This is a genomic window from Caulobacter sp. GW821-FHT10A06, assembly GCF_059415805.1.
In genome coordinates this window covers 67,663-85,623 of sequence record NZ_JBWKNY010000004.1, presented here as the reverse complement: position 1 = coordinate 85,623, position 17,961 = coordinate 67,663, and the positions used below count along the sequence as shown (strand labels likewise).

Annotated in this window: 14 protein-coding genes and 1 pseudogene; 7 read left to right on the top strand and 8 right to left on the bottom strand. The window is 68.1% G+C overall.

Features of this window, described 5'->3' with window-relative positions:
* Positions 1-5: 5 nt before the first annotated feature.
* Complete coding sequence (locus AC07NF_RS11785) at positions 6-1,235, bottom strand: flavin monoamine oxidase family protein (RefSeq protein ID WP_494626067.1); 1,230 nt, start codon at positions 1,233-1,235, stop codon at positions 6-8.
* Between the two features lie 34 nt (positions 1,236-1,269).
* A complete protein-coding gene (locus AC07NF_RS11780) occupies positions 1,270-4,125 on the bottom strand; it encodes a M16 family metallopeptidase (RefSeq protein ID WP_494626065.1) in 2,856 nt (951 codons plus the stop codon).
* A 162-nt stretch (positions 4,126-4,287) separates the two neighbouring features.
* Here AC07NF_RS11780 and AC07NF_RS11775 point away from each other — a divergent pair, with 162 nt between their 5' ends.
* Both AC07NF_RS11775 and AC07NF_RS11770 read left to right on the top strand, forming a co-directional pair.
* Complete coding sequence (locus AC07NF_RS11775; RefSeq protein WP_494626063.1) at positions 4,288-4,878, top strand: biliverdin-producing heme oxygenase; 591 nt, start codon at positions 4,288-4,290, stop codon at positions 4,876-4,878.
* Positions 4,865-7,381 (top strand): HWE histidine kinase domain-containing protein, encoded by a 2,517-nt coding sequence (locus AC07NF_RS11770; protein ID WP_494626061.1) that lies wholly within the window; start codon positions 4,865-4,867, stop codon positions 7,379-7,381. Before AC07NF_RS11775 ends, AC07NF_RS11770 begins: the two co-directional genes overlap by 14 nt.
* Positions 7,382-7,655: 274 nt before the next feature.
* Here AC07NF_RS11770 and AC07NF_RS11765 read toward each other — a convergent pair whose 3' ends face one another.
* From AC07NF_RS11765 to acs, 4 genes are all read right to left on the bottom strand, one after another.
* The gene (locus tag AC07NF_RS11765; RefSeq protein WP_494626058.1) at positions 7,656-8,216 is read right to left on the bottom strand and encodes a hypothetical protein; all 561 of its coding nucleotides are present in this window, start codon (positions 8,214-8,216) and stop codon (positions 7,656-7,658) included.
* A 207-nt stretch (positions 8,217-8,423) separates the two neighbouring features.
* A complete protein-coding gene (locus tag AC07NF_RS11760; RefSeq protein ID WP_494626056.1) occupies positions 8,424-8,828 on the bottom strand; it encodes a thiol-disulfide oxidoreductase DCC family protein in 405 nt (134 codons plus the stop codon).
* Complete coding sequence (locus AC07NF_RS11755) at positions 8,825-9,376, bottom strand: SRPBCC family protein (RefSeq protein WP_494626054.1); 552 nt, start codon at positions 9,374-9,376, stop codon at positions 8,825-8,827. Before AC07NF_RS11755 ends, AC07NF_RS11760 begins: the two co-directional genes overlap by 4 nt.
* Before the next feature lie 55 nt (positions 9,377-9,431).
* The gene (acs, locus tag AC07NF_RS11750) at positions 9,432-11,375 is read right to left on the bottom strand and encodes an acetate--CoA ligase (protein ID WP_494627552.1); all 1,944 of its coding nucleotides are present in this window, start codon (positions 11,373-11,375) and stop codon (positions 9,432-9,434) included.
* A gap of 156 nt (positions 11,376-11,531) precedes the next feature.
* Here acs and AC07NF_RS11745 point away from each other — a divergent pair, with 156 nt between their 5' ends.
* Entirely contained in the window at positions 11,532-12,287 is a 756-nt protein-coding gene (locus AC07NF_RS11745) for a creatininase family protein (RefSeq protein ID WP_494626052.1), read from the top strand.
* 109 nt (positions 12,288-12,396) lie between these two features.
* Here the strand turns inward: AC07NF_RS11745 and AC07NF_RS11740 are convergent.
* A pseudogene (locus tag AC07NF_RS11740) lies at positions 12,397-13,478 on the bottom strand (XdhC family protein).
* Here AC07NF_RS11740 and AC07NF_RS11735 point away from each other — a divergent pair.
* Together AC07NF_RS11735 and AC07NF_RS11730 are read left to right on the top strand one after the other, a co-directional pair.
* A complete protein-coding gene (locus AC07NF_RS11735) occupies positions 13,471-14,349 on the top strand; it encodes a bifunctional regulator KidO (RefSeq protein ID WP_492816442.1) in 879 nt (292 codons plus the stop codon). The pseudogene AC07NF_RS11740 and the gene AC07NF_RS11735 overlap by 8 nt on opposite strands.
* A gap of 156 nt (positions 14,350-14,505) precedes the next feature.
* Positions 14,506-15,210: a glycosyltransferase family protein gene (locus AC07NF_RS11730; protein WP_494626050.1), complete on the top strand. Its 705-nt coding sequence runs from the start codon at positions 14,506-14,508 to the stop codon at positions 15,208-15,210.
* Positions 15,211-15,274: 64 nt separating this feature from the next.
* On the opposite strand, the gene ald is transcribed toward AC07NF_RS11730, so the two are convergent.
* Positions 15,275-16,387: an alanine dehydrogenase gene (ald, locus tag AC07NF_RS11725; RefSeq protein ID WP_494626048.1), complete on the bottom strand. Its 1,113-nt coding sequence runs from the start codon at positions 16,385-16,387 to the stop codon at positions 15,275-15,277.
* Between the two features lie 119 nt (positions 16,388-16,506).
* Here ald and AC07NF_RS11720 point away from each other — a divergent pair, with 119 nt between their 5' ends.
* Both AC07NF_RS11720 and AC07NF_RS11715 read left to right on the top strand, forming a co-directional pair.
* On the top strand, positions 16,507-16,980 hold the full coding sequence (locus tag AC07NF_RS11720; RefSeq protein WP_492816448.1) for an Lrp/AsnC family transcriptional regulator: 474 nt from the start codon (positions 16,507-16,509) through the stop codon (positions 16,978-16,980).
* 75 nt (positions 16,981-17,055) lie between these two features.
* Positions 17,056-17,883, top strand: a complete 828-nt coding sequence (locus tag AC07NF_RS11715) for a carbonic anhydrase (protein ID WP_494626046.1) — start codon at positions 17,056-17,058, stop codon at positions 17,881-17,883.
* The last annotated feature ends 78 nt before the right edge of the window (positions 17,884-17,961 follow it).

The following is a 17,961-nucleotide window of genomic DNA, read 5'->3' as shown; positions in this document are numbered from 1 at the left end:
CCCCCTCAAACGAGAGAAGCGATCGCCGCCCGCGCCGCCGCTTGGCCCGTCAGCCAGGCGCCGTGAGCGGTGGAGAAGAAGTTGGGGCTGCAGGCCTCGCCGGCGAAGAACAGGCGCTGTTCGACCGGCGCGGCCAGCACCGCCCGCGCGCCGGCATGGCCGGGCAGGGCGTGGGAATAGGAGCCGCCGGCGAACGGATCGGTAGCCCAATGGGTCTCGGCGATGACGTGGACCTTCGAGCGGATGCCCGACCCATAGACGTTGACCAGCCCGTCGACGGCGAAGGCCGCCGCGGCGCCCTCGCCCTGGCCCTCCAGCGACCGGGCATGAGCGCCGCCCAGGAACACCTCGATCATCGGCTTGTGCAGCGGCCGCAGGTGATAGGCCCCGGTCGCCGTGGTGTGCGGGTCGCTATAGAGCTGGGTTTCGGCTTCGAACATCTCCGGTTCGTCCAGCCGCAGGAACACCTTGTCGGCCAGGCCCAGCGGCAGGCCGGCGGCGGCGTCGAGCTTGTCGGGCAAAGCGGGCATGAAGCGCAGGGCGCCCTGGGCCAGGATCGTGGTCGGCACGCAGATGATGACCGCGCGGGCGGAGATCGTTCCCAGCGCCGTCTCCAGTTCCACGCGCGGGCCGTCGTGGCGGATCATGGTGACCGGGCACGACAGGCGCGTCGGCAGCTTGCCGCCCAGGCCAGCGATGGCCGTCCCGTAGCCCTCGGCGACCCGCCAGTTGACCTCGGTGTCTTCATAGGCCGCGTAGTCGTGCAGCGAGACCTGATCGAACTCGGCCCCGTTGTAGAAGGCGCTGAAGGCGTTCAGCAGCGGGTTCCAGGGGCTGCCCGGATCCAGCAGATCCGAGGCCGGGCGATCGGGGCCGCCGTCGCGGGCCGCCGCCTCTATGCGGGCGTCCACGGCCTGGAAGGCCTCGCCGAACGCGGCGCGCTCTTCGCGGGGGAAGACCGGGTTGTCGGCGATATTGGCCCAGGGCGGCGGGGTCTTGTCGACCGTCAGGCCCAGGGCCTCGACGCGTTCCACCAGCGGGTTCTGGTCGGCCGAGTGCAGCCACTCGCAGCCCAGGTCGATGGGGCCCAGCGAGGTGTCGATCGTATGGGCCCGGCCGCCCAGGCGATCTCGGGCCTCGAGCAGAATTCCGGAGCGGCCGCTGGCGGCCACGGATTCAGCGGCGGCGAGCCCGGCGGCGCCGGCGCCCACGATCGCGATGTCGACCTCGTCCATGAGACCTCATCGGATCGTGGGACCAATACTGCGCCTACTTTTGCAGGCTGGCCGCGTCGAGGTCCAGCTTGTCGGCGGCGATCACCGTGGCGCCCGGCGCGGCCTTGGTCAGGTCCTCGCCCATGGCCTTGGCGTCGCCGGCGACGATGACGCTCATCTGGGCCGGATCCAGGTTGGTCTTGGCGAAGGCCTGCACCTCGGCGGGGCTCACCGCCTCGACCTTGGCGGCGTAGCTCTGGATCTCGGTCAGCGGCACGCCGTAGACGGCCAGGTTGCCCAGGATGTTGGCCAGGCCCTCCGAGGTGCCCAGGTCACGGCCAAAGCCCCCGACCAGCACCGACTTGCGCGCCGCCAGCTCGCCGGCCGAGGCCGGCTGCGCGCCCAGGCGGGTCAGCTCGGCGCGGGTCAGGGTGACGACCTCGCCGGCCGACGGGTTCTTGGTCTGCACCCGAGCCGAGAAGCCGCCGAAGCGGCCTTGGGGCGTCAGGCTGGAGCCGGCGCCGTACGACAGGCCGCGCTTGATGCGGATCTCCTGGTTCAGGCGCGAGGAATAGCCCACGCCCAGCACCGTGTTGGCGACGATGCCTTGATAGTAGCTGGGATCGGCGCGGGTGATGGCCGGCTTGGCCAGGGTCACGGCCGCCTGGCCGGTGCCGGGCAGGTCGATCACCAGGTTGCGCGGCTTGTAGCCCGTCGGCGCGGCCGGCGCGGCGGGCGCCGGCGAAGCGGGTTTCTTCCAACCGCCGAACGCCTTCTCGGCCAGAGCAAAGCCCGCCTGAGGCGTCAGGTTGCCGGTCAGCACCAGCACGGCGTTGTCCGGACGCCAGTAGGCGGCGTGAGTCTTGGCCAGATCCGTGCGCTTGACCTTGGGCAGCGAGCCGGGCGTGCCGCCCGCCACGTGGCCATAGGCCGAGCCGGCGTACAGCACCGGACCGACCGCGTAGCTGGTCAGGCTGCCGGGGCGCTGATAGGCGACCGACAGGCTGTCGAGGGTCTCGGTGCGGACGCGGTCCAGCTCCTCGGTCGAGAAGGCCGGGTGCTGGGCGACGTCGGCCATGATGGCCATGGCCGGGGCGGCGTTGTTGGCCGTGACGCTGAGGGTCAGCGAGGCGGCCTCCCAGCCCGAGCCGGCTTCCAGATTGGCGCCCAGGGCCTCGGTCTCGCGGGCGATCTGGGTGGCCGAGCGGCTGGTGGTGCCTTCGGTCAGCAGTTCCGAGGTCAGGCTGGACGTGCCGGCCAGGCCCGTGGGGTCCGAGCTGGCGCCGCCCTTGACGGTCAGGTCGGCGGTGATCAGCGGCAGGTCGCTGGACTTGGCGACGATGACCCGCAGGCCGTTGGCCAGGGTCTTTTCGGCCGGGGTCGGCAGCACCGCATCGATCGGGGCGGCGACGGCCGGGATTTTCTCGCGCTCGCCCTCGGGCGCCAGGACGGTGACCGGTCCGTCGTACTTGACCGAGGCGACCTTGGGGATCGGCGGCGTGGCGTCCTTCTCGCCGGCCGGCTTGTCCTTTTCCGCCAGGTAGCGGATCACCGTGCGGCGGTCGTCGGCCAGGTATTTCTTGGCCACGCGCTGGACGTCGGCGGCGGTGACGGCCTGCAGCTTGGCCAGGCTGGTGTTGGCGGCGGCGGGGTCGCCCTCGGTCTCCAGAGCGTAGCCGATGGCGAAGGCGCGGCCGTCGATCTCCTCGCGGCGACGGACGGCGTCGGCCAGCAGGCCGGCTTTCGCTTCAGCCAGTTCGGCGGGGGTGACCAGGCCGTCACGGACGCGGGCGACTTGTGCGCGAAGCGCGGCTTCGCCTTGGGCGACCGTCTTGCCGCCGGCCATGATCGCGCCGACATAGAACAGGCCCGGCTGGGCGTTGTTCGGGGCGCTGGAGAACACCGACTGGGCGATCTTCTGGTCGTAGACCAGGCTGTCATAGAGGCGCGAGGACTTGCCGGCCGACAGCACCGCGTCCAGCACGGTCAGGGCCGGGACGTCCTTGTCGGCGGCAGCCGGGGCCAGCCAGGTGATGGCCAGGGCCGGCAGCGGCACGTTGGGGCCGTAGGTGTTGACGCTCTTGGGGCCGGTGCGGGCCGGCTCGACCGCCGTGACCTTCGGGATGTCGCCCGTCGGCTTGGTGATCGGGGCGAAGTACTGGTCGATCAGGGCGTCCAGCTTGGCCTGGTCGAAGTTGCCGACGATGATCAGCGCCGCATTGTCGGGGCGGTAGTAGGTGCGGTGGAAGGCCCGCACGTCGTCCACGGTCGCAGCGTCCAGCTCCTCGATCGAGCCGATGCCCGGGCGCTGGTAGGGGTGGGTCGTGTACGACTGCTGTGGGATCGAAAGCGCGAAGAAGCGGCCGTAGGGATCGGCCAGGACGCGCTGGCGCAGCTCTTCCTTCACGACGTCGCGCTCGGAGGCAAACACGCTCTCGTCGATGACCAGGGATTTCAGGCGATCGGCCTCGGCCCAGATCAGGCGCTCCAGGTGGTTGGCGGGCACCACCTCGTAATAGTTGGTGAAGTCGTCCCAGGTGGAGGCGTTGTTGAAGCCGCCGACGTCCTCGGTCAGGCGGTCCAGCGTCTCGTTGGGCATGTTGCGCGTGGCCTTGAACATCAGGTGTTCGAACAGGTGCGCGAAGCCCGAGCGGCCGTGCGGGTCGTCCTTGGAGCCGACGCCGTACCAGACCTGCACCGAGACGTTCGGGGTGGTCGTATCGCGCGAGGTGTAGACCTTCAGGCCGTTGGGCAGCACGCGCTGCTGGTAGACGATCGGCGGTACGGCGATGGACGCGGGCGCGGCGACCGCCGGCTTCGGCTTCGGTTTCGTCGCCGCCATGGCCAAGGGCGAAAGCGCCGTCGTTGAGAGGGCGGCGGCCACGAGGGCCAGCTTGGCGGTGCGGTTCATGCGCGAAGGTCTCCGAAAGGCGTGGGCGCGACCCTAGCACCGCCGCCTCGCCGGTAAACCTTACCGAGCTGTCATGTGGCCGGAACCGAATGGCGCCGTCAGTGTTACAATTGGTTGTCTCGCCCCCTATGACCGTAGGGTCGACGCGTATGGGGGAAATGCTTGTCTGAAATCTCGCTCCGCGACCGCCTGCGCGCGGCCACTTCCGAAGATCACGCAGCGCTGGACGCCGTGGTGGCCGGCTGGCGGATCGAGACGCCCCTCGGCTACGGCGCCTTTCTCAGCGCCTCCTATGCCGCCCTCGCGCCTCTGGAACTGGCCTTGGAAGCGGCCGGCGTCGCCGAGCAGCTGCCGGACTGGCCCCAGCGCGCCCGCCGCGCCGCCCTGGCCGCCGACCTGGCGGAGCTGGGCCTGGAAGCCCCGTCGTTCGAGCCTGCCAAGGTCCTGTCCCCGGAGGCCGTCGCCGGCCTGCTCTACGTGCTGGAAGGCTCTCGCCTGGGCGCCAAGTTCCTGGCCCGCCAGGTCCGCGCCGCCGGGGCCGGCCTGCCGCTGGCCTATCTAACGCACGGCGAGGGTCCGGATCTGTGGCGATCGTTCCTGGCGTGGCTGGATGCGATACCCAAAGTCGGGTTTCGGACAGACGCCGCCGAGGCGGGCGCGCGATATGGCTTCCGATGTTTCTCGGAGGCGTTCGAGAGGCTCGCCCCGTCTGGAGCCCTGAATGTCCGAAATGGCGCCCATGTCCGGGTTTGAGGTCGACCTGACCAACTGCGACCGGGAGCCGATCCACATCCTGGGCTCGGTCCAGCCGTTCGGCTTCCTGCTGGCCGTCAATTCCGACTGGCAGATCGTCCACGCCTCGACCACCAGCCTGCGCTACCTGGGCCTGTCGCCCGACGACTTGCTGGGCAAGCCGCTGACCCAGGTGATGAGCGGCCACGCCATCCACAACATCCGCGGCCGCCTGCAGATCATGCGCGGGGCCGACGCGGTCGAACGGATGTTCGGCCAGCCCCTGGTCGACGGCGGCGAGGACTTCGACCTCGCCTTGCACTATTCCGGCCGCCTGCTGATCGTCGAGGGCGAGCCCAGCCGGGCCGACGTCCTGATCGAGGCCGCCTCGGCCGTGCGTTCGATGACGACGCGCATCGCCGCCCGCCCGACCTTCGAGGAGTTCTGCCACGAGGCCGCCCGCCAGGTGCGCGCCCTGACCGAGTTCGACCGGGTCATGGTCTACCGCTTCGCCCACGACGGCGCCGGCGAGGTGATCGCCGAATCGGTGCGGCCCGGCATCGGCTCGTTCCTGGGCCAGCGTTATCCGGCCCAGGACATCCCGGTGCAGGCTCGGGCGCTGTATGAAAGAAGTTGGCTGCGGATCATCGCCGACGTCGACGCCGAGGTCTCGCCGATCATCCCGCAGGTCAGTCCGTCCGGCGAGCCCGTCGACCTGTCGATGAGCATGCTGCGGGCCGTCTCACCGATCCATATCGAATATCTGCGCAACATGGGCGTGGCCGCCTCGCTGTCGATCTCGATCCTGCGCGACGGCAAGCTGTGGGGCCTGTTCGCCTGCCACCACTACGCCCCCAAGCACATCAGCTATGAGCGCCGCACGGCCGCCGAGCTGTTTGGCCAACTGTTTTCCCTGACCCTGGAAAGCCGCGAGCGCGAGATCGAAACCCGGCGCATGGCCGAGGCGCGCAACCTGCACGACCGGTTGATGAACGCGGTGGTCAAGGCCAATACCGGGGCCGACGGCCTTAGCCCCTATCTCGACGACCTGAGCCGCCTGGTCGGCTGCGACGGCCTGGCCTTGTGGCTGGAAGGGCGGCTGACCCTGCGCGACTCCACGCCCGACGCCAGCGACGTCCACACGCTGATCCGGGTGCTGCGGGACAAGGACACCCACTCGGTGTTCTCCACCAACGAGATCGCGACCCTGCTGCCCTCGGCGGCGGCCTGGGCGGGCAAAGCGGCCGGGATGATGGCCGTGCCGCTGTCGCGGGCCCCGCGCGACTACCTGATCTTCTTCCGCAAGGAAGCGGCCCAGACGGTGGTGTGGGCGGGCAAGCCGGCCAAGCTGGTCCAGGTCGGGCCGATGGGCGACCGCCTGACCCCACGCAAGAGTTTCGAGGCCTGGGAAGAGACCGTGCGCGGCCAGAGCCGGCCGTGGACCGCCGTCGAGCGGTCGCTGGCCGAGAGCATGCGCGCCAGCCTGCTGGAGATCGTCTTCCGCCTGACGGACCTGGCCGACGAGGAGCGCCAGCGCGCCAACCAGCGCCAGGAACTGCTGATCGCCGAGCTGAACCACCGGGTGCGCAATATCCTGGGTCTGATCCGCGGCCTGATCACCCAGAGCCGGTCGGGGGTCGCCACGGTCGAGGAATTCGCCGAGGTGGTGGGTGGCCGCGTCCAGGCCCTGGCCCGCGCCCACGACCAGATCACCCGCCACCAGTGGGGGCCGGGCGCGCTGTCCGACCTGATCACCGCCGAAGCCGAGGCCTATCTCTCCAATAAGGCCGAGCGCGTGAAGCTGAACGGCGCGCCGACCGCCCTGGCGCCCGACGCCTTCTCGATCCTGTCCCTGGTCATCCACGAGCTGATGACCAACTCGGCCAAGTACGGCGCCCTGTGCGACCAGCGCGGCCAGGTGACGATCGACTGGACCCGCGACGCCAAGGGCGACCTGATCATCGACTGGCGCGAGAAGGACGGTCCGCTGGTCATTCCGCCCACCCGCCGGGGCTTTGGCTCGACCATCATCGAGCACTCGATCCCGCACGATCTGAACGGCGAGGTCGAGCTGGACTATCGGCCCGAGGGTTTCCAGGCCCGCATCCGCATCCCCGGTCGTTATGTCAGCAGCGAAGGCGTCACCGCGACCGTGAACCAGCCGCGCCGCGCCGACACGCCCGTGCGCGCGCCCGAGAAGATGCTGGTGCTGGAAGACAACATGATCATCGCTCTCGATCTCGAGGACATGCTGACCCGCCTGGGCGTCAAGCAGATCACGGTCGCCTCCAGCGTGGCCCAGGCCTTCGAGGCCCTGGCCGAGGACAAGCCGCCGTTCGCGATCCTGGACGTCAATCTGGGCCAGGAGACCAGCTTCCCGGTGGCCGAGGCCCTGCAGGACGCCGGCATCCCGTTCGCCTTCGGCACGGGCTTTGGCGACAGCGCGGCGTTTCCGGAGCGGTTCAAGGAAACGCCGGTGCTGCAGAAGCCGTACAGCGCCGAGAGCGTGCGGGCGCTGTTCTAGGCGGATCCCAAGGTCGGCGCGCCCCTGGTTGGACATTCAGCACGTCCGAAGTCTTCGCCAACCAAAGGGACTAGCTGTCAGGCCGCACGGTCAGAATGACGTAAGGTCGGCAGTTTGGCTGCAGGTCAATGGCTGCTCCCGACCTGTCGCGGACATTCGGAGCGTCCACTTCCAATCCTGAGACGGGCACGGCGTGTGTCGGTTGAGAAAAGTACCGAACCGAATACTCGACCGGCTACCATCTCTAAAGTGAGGCCTTGGCGCGGCGGACTGATCAATGAAGTAGATCAATTCGCACTTTGGCATATGTTGATGCCAATTTTCGCCAAACTGTTTCAAGCCGCTTGATTTCCGCAGCTGCGTACGTTCCTTCTGAACCATCGTTCATGTATTTGATGGTTTCATCGTCTACTGCTCGCTCAGCCGCAAATATGCTGTTGGACAGGGAAGGGTGGATTACGGAGAGCGGCACCGGGCCTGAGGGCCAAAAATAGGTCGAGGCTATCTCGAAAAAATGCCCTACAGATTTCATACGCTTACGTTCCGCGTATTCTTTCGCGACTTGAGTTGCCTCCCAGATTTCCCAACGCAACGCTTTAAGATCCGCAGTTTCTTGCCCAGCCTTTTTCGCAATTTTCAGTCTAACAGCCACGTTCTTGGAAGAAGAAAGGCCTCTATCGAGCTTCTCAAGTGCCGGAAGCATATTTGCATGTATCTTCTCTATACTCCGGAACATCGGTTCGACATGATCGGAGAAGAATTGACGATCCAACTTGTCGCCATAACCTATGGCCTTGCCCGCAAGCTCGACAATTTTAACTAGATCTCCAAGCATGGCGGTCTCCAGCCTATATCGCCGCTATCGTTTCGGACCATCCTAAGCTGAAATATCTCGACTTCCACCCCTGCGGGTGGCCGAGGTTTCGTGTCCGAACATCACCGTGCGAGACATGAGGCTCTCGCCGGCTCGCTGTGGCGTAGGTCAGAAAACCACCCATTGCGGACCTTGAGTTGGTTGGCTTCTTGCTGGCCGCCTCGCCTCTTAATCCAAGAGGAACCGCGCCCGCTGCTCCTCCGTCGGGACCATGCAGCGATCCTTCTTGCCCATCAGCCGGTAGCGATTCCGCGCGATCCAGTCATAGGTCGCGTCGGCCGGCCCGCGCGGCAGGCGGTCGATGAAGGCCAGCCAGCGCCAGGGGGCGTCCAGTCGGCGCAGCAGGGCGCCGATGGCGGCGGTCTTGGCCAGGGGCTGGCCGTGGTCGAAGAACAGGAAGCTTTCGGGCGTGTCAGGGTCCAGGCCGTGCGCCAGGGCCAGCTGGCGTCCATACGGCGACTGAATCGGCGTGAAGCGGATCACGCCCTTGTGGTCCCAGCGCAGCACCGTCCGCACCGTCCCGTCGCACAGATGGCAGACGCCGTCGAACAGCATCAGGCCGTCCGGAGTCATCGTCCCTCGCACTCGCGCCGCAGCGCCCTCAGCGAGCTGGGCACGTCCTTGCGCATCATGGCGCTGATCATGCCGGCTGGGACGGCGAAGGGCGAGCTGGCCCACATGTCGTAGGTGACGCGAGTGCGCTGGCCGCCGTCCAGCGGTTCCAGACGCCAGGAGCCATCGCAGGCCCGGATGTCGCCGCCGATGCAGGTGAAGTGGATCTCACGATCGGGGATCAGGGTGACCCGCGAGGTCGAGCGCATGGTCGGCAGGAAGAAGCTCCAGCGCACCGTGTGCTCGCGGATCTCGGTCCCGTCCGGGGCGCGCGAGACGACGCGGCAGCTCTTGACGCCCGGGCTCATGCGGGCGGCGCGGTCGCAGTCCAGGATGATGCGGAACACCACGCTGGGCGGCGCGTCGATGTCGACGCTGGCCCGCACCGTGCCGCGGCCGCGATTGTCGGCCTGGGCGTCGACCGTGATGCCGTCGCCCTTCATCTCCCACTCGGCGTCAGCCGCCTCAGCCTTGGAGAGGGCGGGACCCGCCAGGGCGATCAGGAGCACAAAGGGAGCAAGCCGGCGCATCACACTCAAGCTAACGCAACCAGCCTGCCGTTCGTTACACGCCCGCGCGATTTTTCACGAGATCGTCCACCACCGACGGATCGGCCAGGGTCGAGGTGTCGCCCAGGCTGCCCAATTCGTTCTCGGCGATCTTGCGCAGGATGCGGCGCATGATCTTGCCCGAGCGGGTCTTGGGCAGGCCCGGCGCCCATTGCAGGATGTCCGGGGCGGCGAACGGGCCGATCTCGTGGCGGACCCACAGGATCAGGTCCTTGCGCAGTTGGCCGGTGGCCTCGACGCCGGCCTTCAGGGTGACGTAGGCGTAGACGCCCTGGCCCTTGATGTCGTGCGGATAGCCGACCACGGCGGCCTCGGCGACGGCTTCGTGGGCGACCAGGGCGCTTTCGATCTCGGCCGTGCCCAGGCGGTGGCCCGAGACGTTGATCACGTCGTCGACCCGGCCGGTGATCCAGTAGTAGCCGTCGGCGTCGCGGCGGCAGCCGTCGCCGGTGAAGTACTTGCCGGGATAGGTCGAGAAATAGGTCTCGAAGAAGCGCTGGTGGTCGCCATAGACCGTGCGCATCTGGCCCGGCCAGCTGTCGGTGATCACGAGATTGCCCTCGGTCGCGCCGCCCAGCACAAGACCTTCGGCGTCCACCAGCTGCGGCTTGACGCCCGGCAGCGGCTTGGAGGCCGAGCCCGGCTTGAGGGCGGTGGCGCCCGGCAGCGGGGTGATCAGCATGCCGCCGGTCTCGGTCTGCCACCAGGTGTCGACGATCGGCAGGCGCTCCTTGCCGACCACGCGGTGGTACCAGAGCCAGGCTTCCGGATTGATCGGCTCGCCGACGCTGCCGAGGATGCGCAGGGACGACAGGTCGTTCTTGGTCACGTGCTCGTCGCCCTCGCGCATCAGGGCGCGCAGGGCCGTCGGGGCGGTGTAGAAGATCTCGACCTTGTGCTTGTCGACCACCTCCCAGAAGCGGCTGGGGGTCGGATAGTTGGGCACGCCTTCGAAGATCAGGCTGGTCCCGCCATTGGCCAGCGGGCCGTAGACGACATAGCTGTGGCCCGTGACCCAGCCCACGTCGGCCGTGCACCAGAACACTTCACCAGGCTTGTAGTCGAACACCGCCCAGAATGTCCAAGAGGCCCAGGCCAGATAGCCGCCGGTGGTGTGCAGCACGCCCTTGGGCTTACCCGTCGAACCCGAGGTGTAGAGGATGAACAGCGGATCCTCGGCGTTCATCGGCTCGGGTGGGCAGTCGGCCGAGACGCTGTCGCGGACATCGCCATAGACCACGTCGCGGCCTTCGACGACCGGCACATCGGCGCCGGTCCAGCGGATCAGCAGCACCTTCTCGACCTCGGGGCACTGCAGCAGGGCCTCGTCGACATTGGCCTTCAGCGGCACGCGCTTGCCGCCGCGACGGCCCTGGTCGGCGGTGATGACGATGCGCGACTCGCAGTCCTTGATGCGGCCGGCGATGCTGTCGGGCGAGAAGCCGCCGAACACCACCGAGTGCACCGCGCCGATGCGGGCGCAGGCCAGCATGGCGGCGGCCGCCAGCGGCACCATCGGCAGATAGATCGTGACCCGGTCGCCCTTCTTGACCCCCAGATCCTTGAGGACGTTGGCCATGCGGCAAACCTCCTCGTGCAGCTGGCCGTAGGTCAGGGTGCTGGAGGTCCCCGGCTCGTCGCCCTCGAAGATCAGGGCGACGTCGTCCTTCTTGGCCGGCAGGTGGCGGTCCAGGCAGTTGGCCGAGACATTGAGGACGCCGTCCTCGTACCAGCGGATGCGGAAGTCGTCCTTGGCGTACGAGACGTCCTTGATCTTGGTCGGGGCCTTGATCCAGTCCAGGCGGGCGGCGATGTCGCGCCAGTAGCCTTCGGGATCGGCCTCGACGCGCGCCACGGCGGCCTCATAGCCAGCGGCGTCGATATGCGCCGACTTCGCCAAGTCGTCGGGCACCGGGAAAACCTGTCCGTCGCTCACCAGCCGTACTCCCTTATCTCGTTGGCCGCCGGAATAGGCGAAGCTCCCGGCCCGGCGCAAGAAGACCATTCCGGTTTCTCGCCCCGATACGGCCGGAAGATGACGGCCCTATATGAGAGGCGTAAAGCGTCGTCTCCTCATGTTGCCCGGAGTTTTCCTATGCTGCTCGCCCTGTCGACCTGGTCCGAAATCGAAGCCCGCATCCAGACCAGCCAGACCGTGGTCGTGCCGATCGGCTCCAACGAGCAGCATGGACCGACGGGCCTGCTGGGCACCGACTGGCTGTGTCCGGAGATCATCGCCCACGAGGCCAGCAAGCGGGCGGGCGATCGGATCCTGGTGGCCCCGACCTTCAATATCGGCATGGCCCAGCATCACCTGGCGTTTCCGGGCACCATCTTCCTGCGGCCCTCGACCTTCATCGCCGCGATCGGCGACTGGGTGCGGTCGTTGGGCGCGCACGGCTTCACGAAGATCTATTTCCTGAACGGCCACGGCGGCAATGTCGCCTCGATCGAGGCGGCGTTCTCGGAGATCTATGCCGACTACAGCTTCCGCCAGGCCCGCGCGCCGTTCGCGCTGAAGCTGAAGAACTGGTGGGACCTGGCCGGCGTCAACGCCCTGGCCAACCGCCAATTCCCGATCGGTCACGGGTCGCACGCCACCCCGTCCGAGATCGCCGTGACCCAGTGGGCCTATCCGGAGACGATCAAGACCACGGCCTATGAGCCCAAGATCGCTCCTACCGGCCCGATCCGCGAGGCTCTGGACTTCCGCGCCCGCTACGCCGACGGCCGCATGGGCTCCGACCCCGCCCAGGCCACGCCCGAGAAAGGCGGCGAGCTGGTCGACATGGCGGCCAATGCGCTGCTCGAGGACATCGCCGCGTTCGGGTCGGAACGCGCTCCGATCTAGGCAGCGGGACCGAAACCTCGTCCTTCGACAAGCTCAGGATGAGGTTTCTTACTGAGCCGCCTTAAAAGTAGTCCTCATCCTGAGCCTGTCGAAGGACGAGGACGGCCCCTCAGGCCTCGACGACTCTACGCGCGATCACCGGCTGCCCATGCCGGGCGGCCATGATCTCGCCGATCACCGCCACGGCGACTTCGAACGGCGCCTTGCCGCCGAGATCCAGGCCGATCGGGGCGCGCAGCTTGGCGAGATCGCGGTCGGTGAGCCCGGCCGCCTTCAGCCGCGCCAGCCGCTCGGGCAGGCGGCGGCGCGCGCCCAAGAGGCCGACATAGGGCGCGGGCGAGGGCAGGGCGGCCATCAGGGCGTCGTGGTCCAGCTCGATGTCGTGGCCGCAGACGGCGACGGCGGTCCAGGCGTCCAGGGCGATGCCGGAGAGCGCCGCGTCAGGCGTCTCGCGGCTATAGGCGACGCCGGCCAGCGGCGGCGGCGCGACCGGACCCTTGGGGCGGACCAGGAAGGTCTCGAAGCCCGACTGCGCCCCCAGGCTGGCCACGGCCAGGGCCGTCGGGTCGCCGCCCAGCACCACTAGGCGCGGGGGCGGCAGATAGGTGCGACCAAACGCCTGAGGCCAGGGCAGGATCTCGGCCTCGGAGCACACCCGGCGCAGGCCGTCGCTCATCCAGTGGGCGGTCTTGCGCGCGTCGTTCAGGGCCAAGAGCTCGGCCACGGCCGGATCGTCAGCTTCGATCTTCTCGACCAGGATCTCGATCCGCGCGCCGCACAGCAGGCGGATGTCCGGCCAGGGGCTACCCTCGCCATAAACGAGGCGGCGCGGCTGGCCATCGGCGAGGCAGGCCTCGGCATGCATCTCGACATCGGCCTCGATGCAACCTCCGGAGAGGAAGCCCGAAACAATATTTTCGCCAAACACCATCTGGGCGCCGACCGGACGCGGTCCGCCGCCGCCCAGGGCGGTGATGGTGGCCAGGGCCGCCGGCCCCCGGGAAAGCGCGGCGGACAAGGCCGGGCGGGCGTCGTCGGCCATGCCGTGCATCGGCCAGGCGTCGTCTGAGTAGGCGTCGGTCATCATGGCGATGTTAACGCCTCGGCAAGTTTCCAGAAACCTGATGTTCAAACCTTGGCGCGTACCGTTCGCGTCTGTTGGTGTTTTCGCGCACGGATGGCGATGTCCATTTCGGTCACAAAACTCGGTCTGGCTGCGGCCCAGTTCGGTCTCGACGGCGGTAGCTCGTCGGCGCCGCGCGGTCGTTCGCCCGAAGCCGAGACGCGCGATATCCTGAACATCGCCGCTCGCGCCGGTCTGTCGGTTCTGGACGCCTCAGGCCTGTTCGGCCGCGCCGAGACCGTGCTGGGCGACCTGATTCCGCGCCCGGTGCCGTTCCGCGTCACCCTGGCCACCGCCCGCGCCGACCGGGGTCCCGACTTTGTCGAGGCCGAGGCCCGCGCCACGCTGCGCCGCATCGGCGTCGAGCGCGCCGATGCGATCATCGTCCACTCGCCCTCGGAACTGTGCGGCCCGCACGGCGCGGCCCTGTGGGACCGTCTGCACCGCCTGAAGGACCAGGGCCTGTTCGCCAAGATCGGCGTCGCGGCCCACGCCACCGACGATCCGGTCGGCGTCGCCCGTCGTTTCAAGCCCGATATCCTGCAAGCCCCGGCCTCGCTGCTGGACCAGCGCCTGCTGGCCGACGGCTCGCTGCAACGCATCGCCGGCATGGGCGTCGAGGTGCACCTGCGCTCGATCTTCCTGAACGGCCTGCTGTTCCTGCCGCCCGATCGTGTCCCGGCCCAGCTGAAGGGCGCCTCGGGCCGTCTGTCGCGCGTGCGCCGCATGATCGCCGAGGGCCGCTCGGATCCGCTCCAGGCCGCCCTGGGCTTTGCCCTGTCGCGTCCGGAAGGCTCGGCCGTGCTGGTCGGCGTCAACTCGGCCGCCGAGCTGTCGGCTGTCGTGGCCGCCGCCTCGAGCCCGCCGCCGGACCTCGACTGGGACGAGATGGCCATCGACGATCCGGTCGCGCTCGACCCGCGACGTTGGGTCGCCTGATCTAAACCTGGAATCACCAGAGACACTGTGACGGTCGCAAGGCCGCGCGAAGTCTTGCGCGCGAATTAAGCTTGTCGATTAAGGCCCTGTAAGCTTCTGATTCACTTGAGTTTTATGGTTCTGGTCTAGCTTTATCCCAACAAAGGGAAACGCGTCATGATCCTCGCTGTCCTGCAAGCCCGCATGGGTTCGTCTCGCCTGCCAGGCAAGTCGATGGCCACCCTCCAGGGCCAGCCGATGATCGTGCGCCAGCTGGAGCGCCTGCGCGGCGCGCGCTGTCTCTCCAAGATCATTGTCGCCACCAGCACCGACGCGGCCGACGACGCCCTGGCCGGCTTCCTGGTCTCGCGCGGTCACACCGTCCATCGCGGAGCCGGCGCCGACATCCTGGCGCGCATCGCTCGCTGCGCCGAGGCGATCAGCTCGGTCAGCCATGTGGTCCGCTTGAAGGGCGACGCGCCGTTCATGGACCCGGGCATTATCGACGACGCCATCCGCATGGCCCTGTCCAGCGGCGCCGACTACACCTCCAACCGCGTGCAGCGCACCTTCCCGGCCGGTCTCGAGGTCGAGGTGATCAAGGCCAATGTGCTGCGCGACGCCGCCGCCGAGGAGCGCGACCCACAGGCCCGCATCTCGCCGACCGCCGCGATCCGCAACCAGCCGCAGCGCTGGAGCCAAGCCCATCTGAAGGCCGCCCGTGACTGGTCGAAGCTGGACTGGCGGGTCAAGACCGCCGCCGACCTGGCCTTCGCCCGCTCGGTTTACGACGCCCTGCATCCGGTCGATCCGGGCTTCCGTATGGGCGACGTGCTGGACCTGGTCGAAAGCCGCCAGGACATCGCCCGCTTCGCGGCCTAAAGCCCCTATCCGAATACAAGAAGGGCGCCGAGCGGTTCCGCGCGGCGCCCTTCTGCTGTCTGGACTACTTCCAAGCCCCGTAAGGATCCACCGACGTCTTGCCCAGCGCCTCGGCCACGGCCGGGTGGGTCAGTTCGCCGTTCAGGACGTTGAGGCCCCGCGCCAGGTGGACGTTGGTCTTCAGCGCGTCCAGGCCCTTGTCGGCCAGCGCCAGGCCGAACGGCAGGGTCGCATTACCCAGGGCTTCCGACGAGGTGCGCGGGGCCGCGCCCGGCATGTTGGCCACGCAGTAGTGGACGACGCCGTCGACCGTATAGGTCGGCTCGGCGTGGGTGGTCGGCTTGCTGGTCTCAAAGCACCCGCCCTGGTCGATCGAGACGTCGACCAGCACCGAGCCCGGCTTCATCTGCTTCAGGTGTTCACGACGCACCAGCTTGGGCGCGGCCGCGCCGGCGGTCAGCACCGCGCCGATGATGACGTCGGCCTTGAGAATCTCTTCTTCCACCGCGGCGAAGGTCGAATAGCGGGTCAGGATGCGGCCTTGGTACAGGTCGTCCAATTCACGCATGCGCGGGATCGAGCGTTCCAGCACCACGACCTCGGCGCCCAGGCCGGCGGCCATGCGGGCGGCGTTGGAGCCGACCACGCCGCCGCCCAGCACGACCACGCGGGCCGGGGGCACGCCGGGCACGCCGCAGAGCAGCAGGCCCATGCCGCCATTGTGCTTGAGCAGGGTCTCGGCCGCCGAGAACACGGCGATCCGGCCGGCCACTTCCGACATCGGCGCCAGCAGCGGCAGGCCGCCGCGCGCGTCGGTGACGGTCTCGTAGGCGATGGCCGCGCAGCCGCTCTTCAGCAGGCCCTCGGTCTGGGCCGGATCGGGCGCCAGGTGCAGATAGGTGAAGAGGATGTGGCGCGGCTCGAGCTTCTCCCACTCGACCTTTTGCGGTTCCTTGACCTTCACGATCATGTCCGCGCCGGCGAAGACCGCGGCGGCGTCGGGAGCGATGGTCGCGCCCGCCTTGACGTAGACCTCGTCGGCATAGCCGGCGCCGAGGCCCGCGCCCGACTGGACGAGGACGGTATGGCCGTGACCGACATATTCACGGACGGCCGTGGGGGTGAGTCCGACCCGGTGTTCGCCCGGTTTGATCTCGGAAGGGACGCCAACGCGCATGATGCTTCCTCCAAAAGCGCTTTGACCGGGACTGTGCGCTCAGGCGAGCGCAGTTTCCCTGGTGATTTCGTGTCCGGTGACCGCTGTTGTGCAGGATTCCTGCGTGCTATGTCATTCGCATGAAGAAAACCGCCGTTGAGCTTGATAGTTTCGACCGGAAGCTCCTGCACCTGCTGCAGCGACGAGGCCGCGCCAGCTATGTGGAAATGGCTGAGGCGGTGAATCTTTCCGAATCCGCCTGCCTTCGCCGGGTCAAGGCGCTGGAGGAGGCGGGGGTCGTCAGCCGTTATGCGGCGGTGATCGACGAGCGGGCGGTGGGCCTGCCGCTCAGCGTCTTCGTCACCGTCACCCTGTCGTCCCAAGCCGAGGGCACGCTCAGCGCCTTCGAGAAGGCCATCGCCAATGTCCGTGAGGTGGCCGAGTGCTACCTGATGACCGGCGGCTCGGACTATCTGCTGCGGCTGGTGGTGCGCGACGTCGACGACCTGGAGCGGGTCCACGCCCAGGAGCTGACCCGTATCCCCGGCGTGGTCCGTGTCAGCAGCAGCATCGCCATGCGAACTGTCGTTAAGCGCGCCGAATTGCCGCTGTGAGGGCGTAGTTAACCAATCCTGAGCGGTTGATCTCTTAGTCTTCTTCCCGACATTCAAACCGCGTCGGGGGACGAGATGGTTTCGAGACGGATCCTGCTGGGGGCTCTGGCCGGTATGGCCGCGCCGGCCCTGGCCTTCGCCGAGGGCGATGGCCCTTCGCCCAGCCTCCTGACCAAGAAGGGCCGCCGCACGCATTCGGCCCTCAAGCATCAGACCACCGACAAGGCCGCGCTCGACAAGGCCCTGGCCAGCGTCAAACCGATGGAAGCCGAGCCGGCTCACGCTCCGGCCGCCGCCGCACCCGCTCAGGAGGTCTCGCCCGAAGAAGCCCTGGGCCGTCTGAAGCATGGCAACGCCATCTTCGCCCGCGGCGGCGCCAACCTGATGCTGCCGACCCTTGCCCGCGTGGCCGAGCTCTCCAAGGGTCAGAAGCCGTTCGCGGTGGTCATCGGCTGCGCCGACAGCCGCACCGCGCCGGAGCTGGTCTTCGACTGCAATCTCGGCGAACTGTTCGTGATCCGCGTGGCCGGCTCGACCGTCGGCCGCGAGGGCCTGGGCTCGATCGTCTATGCCGTCGAGCACCTGGGCGCGCCGCTGATCGTCGTGCTGGGCCACACCAAATGCGGCGCCGTCGGCGCGGCCGTGGACGTCGCCAAGAAGCACGCCGAGCTGCACGGCGCCCTGCACGAGATGGTGCTGCCGATCATCCCCGCCGTGTTGGAAGCCGACGAGACCCATCCCGCCGACCTGCAGGACGCCGCCATCCGCCGCAACGTCCGCGACATCGCCGGCCGCCTGAAGGTCGCCGACGGCGTCCTCGCCGAGCGCATCCACGAGGGGCGTCTGAAGGTGGTCTCGGCCTGCTATGATCTGGCCACCGGTGTCGTGTCGTTCGACGCCTGATCAAGCTTAAGTATTCAGCGTAACACTGTCATTCGACTGCCGTTGACCCCTGGTCGCGCTTAGGCTCAATTCGCCTGG

Excerpts from the sequence above, each read along its gene's own strand:
- AC07NF_RS11785 (WP_494626067.1), bottom strand. The coding sequence starts at position 1,235 with ATGGACGAGGTCGACATCGCGATCGTGGGCGCCGGCGCCGCCGGGCTC.
- AC07NF_RS11780 (WP_494626065.1), bottom strand. The coding sequence starts at position 4,125 with ATGAACCGCACCGCCAAGCTGGCCCTCGTGGCCGCCGCCCTCTCAACG.
- AC07NF_RS11770 (WP_494626061.1), top strand. The coding sequence starts at position 4,865 with ATGTCCGGGTTTGAGGTCGACCTGACCAACTGCGACCGGGAGCCGATC.
- AC07NF_RS11765 (WP_494626058.1), bottom strand. The coding sequence starts at position 8,216 with ATGCTTGGAGATCTAGTTAAAATTGTCGAGCTTGCGGGCAAGGCCATA.
- AC07NF_RS11760 (WP_494626056.1), bottom strand. The coding sequence starts at position 8,828 with ATGACTCCGGACGGCCTGATGCTGTTCGACGGCGTCTGCCATCTGTGC.
- AC07NF_RS11745 (WP_494626052.1), top strand. The coding sequence starts at position 11,532 with ATGCTGCTCGCCCTGTCGACCTGGTCCGAAATCGAAGCCCGCATCCAG.
- AC07NF_RS11735 (WP_492816442.1), top strand. The coding sequence starts at position 13,471 with ATGTCCATTTCGGTCACAAAACTCGGTCTGGCTGCGGCCCAGTTCGGT.
- AC07NF_RS11730 (WP_494626050.1), top strand. The coding sequence starts at position 14,506 with ATGATCCTCGCTGTCCTGCAAGCCCGCATGGGTTCGTCTCGCCTGCCA.
- ald (WP_494626048.1), bottom strand. The coding sequence starts at position 16,387 with ATGCGCGTTGGCGTCCCTTCCGAGATCAAACCGGGCGAACACCGGGTC.
- AC07NF_RS11720 (WP_492816448.1), top strand. The coding sequence starts at position 16,507 with ATGAAGAAAACCGCCGTTGAGCTTGATAGTTTCGACCGGAAGCTCCTG.
- AC07NF_RS11715 (WP_494626046.1), top strand. The coding sequence starts at position 17,056 with ATGGTTTCGAGACGGATCCTGCTGGGGGCTCTGGCCGGTATGGCCGCG.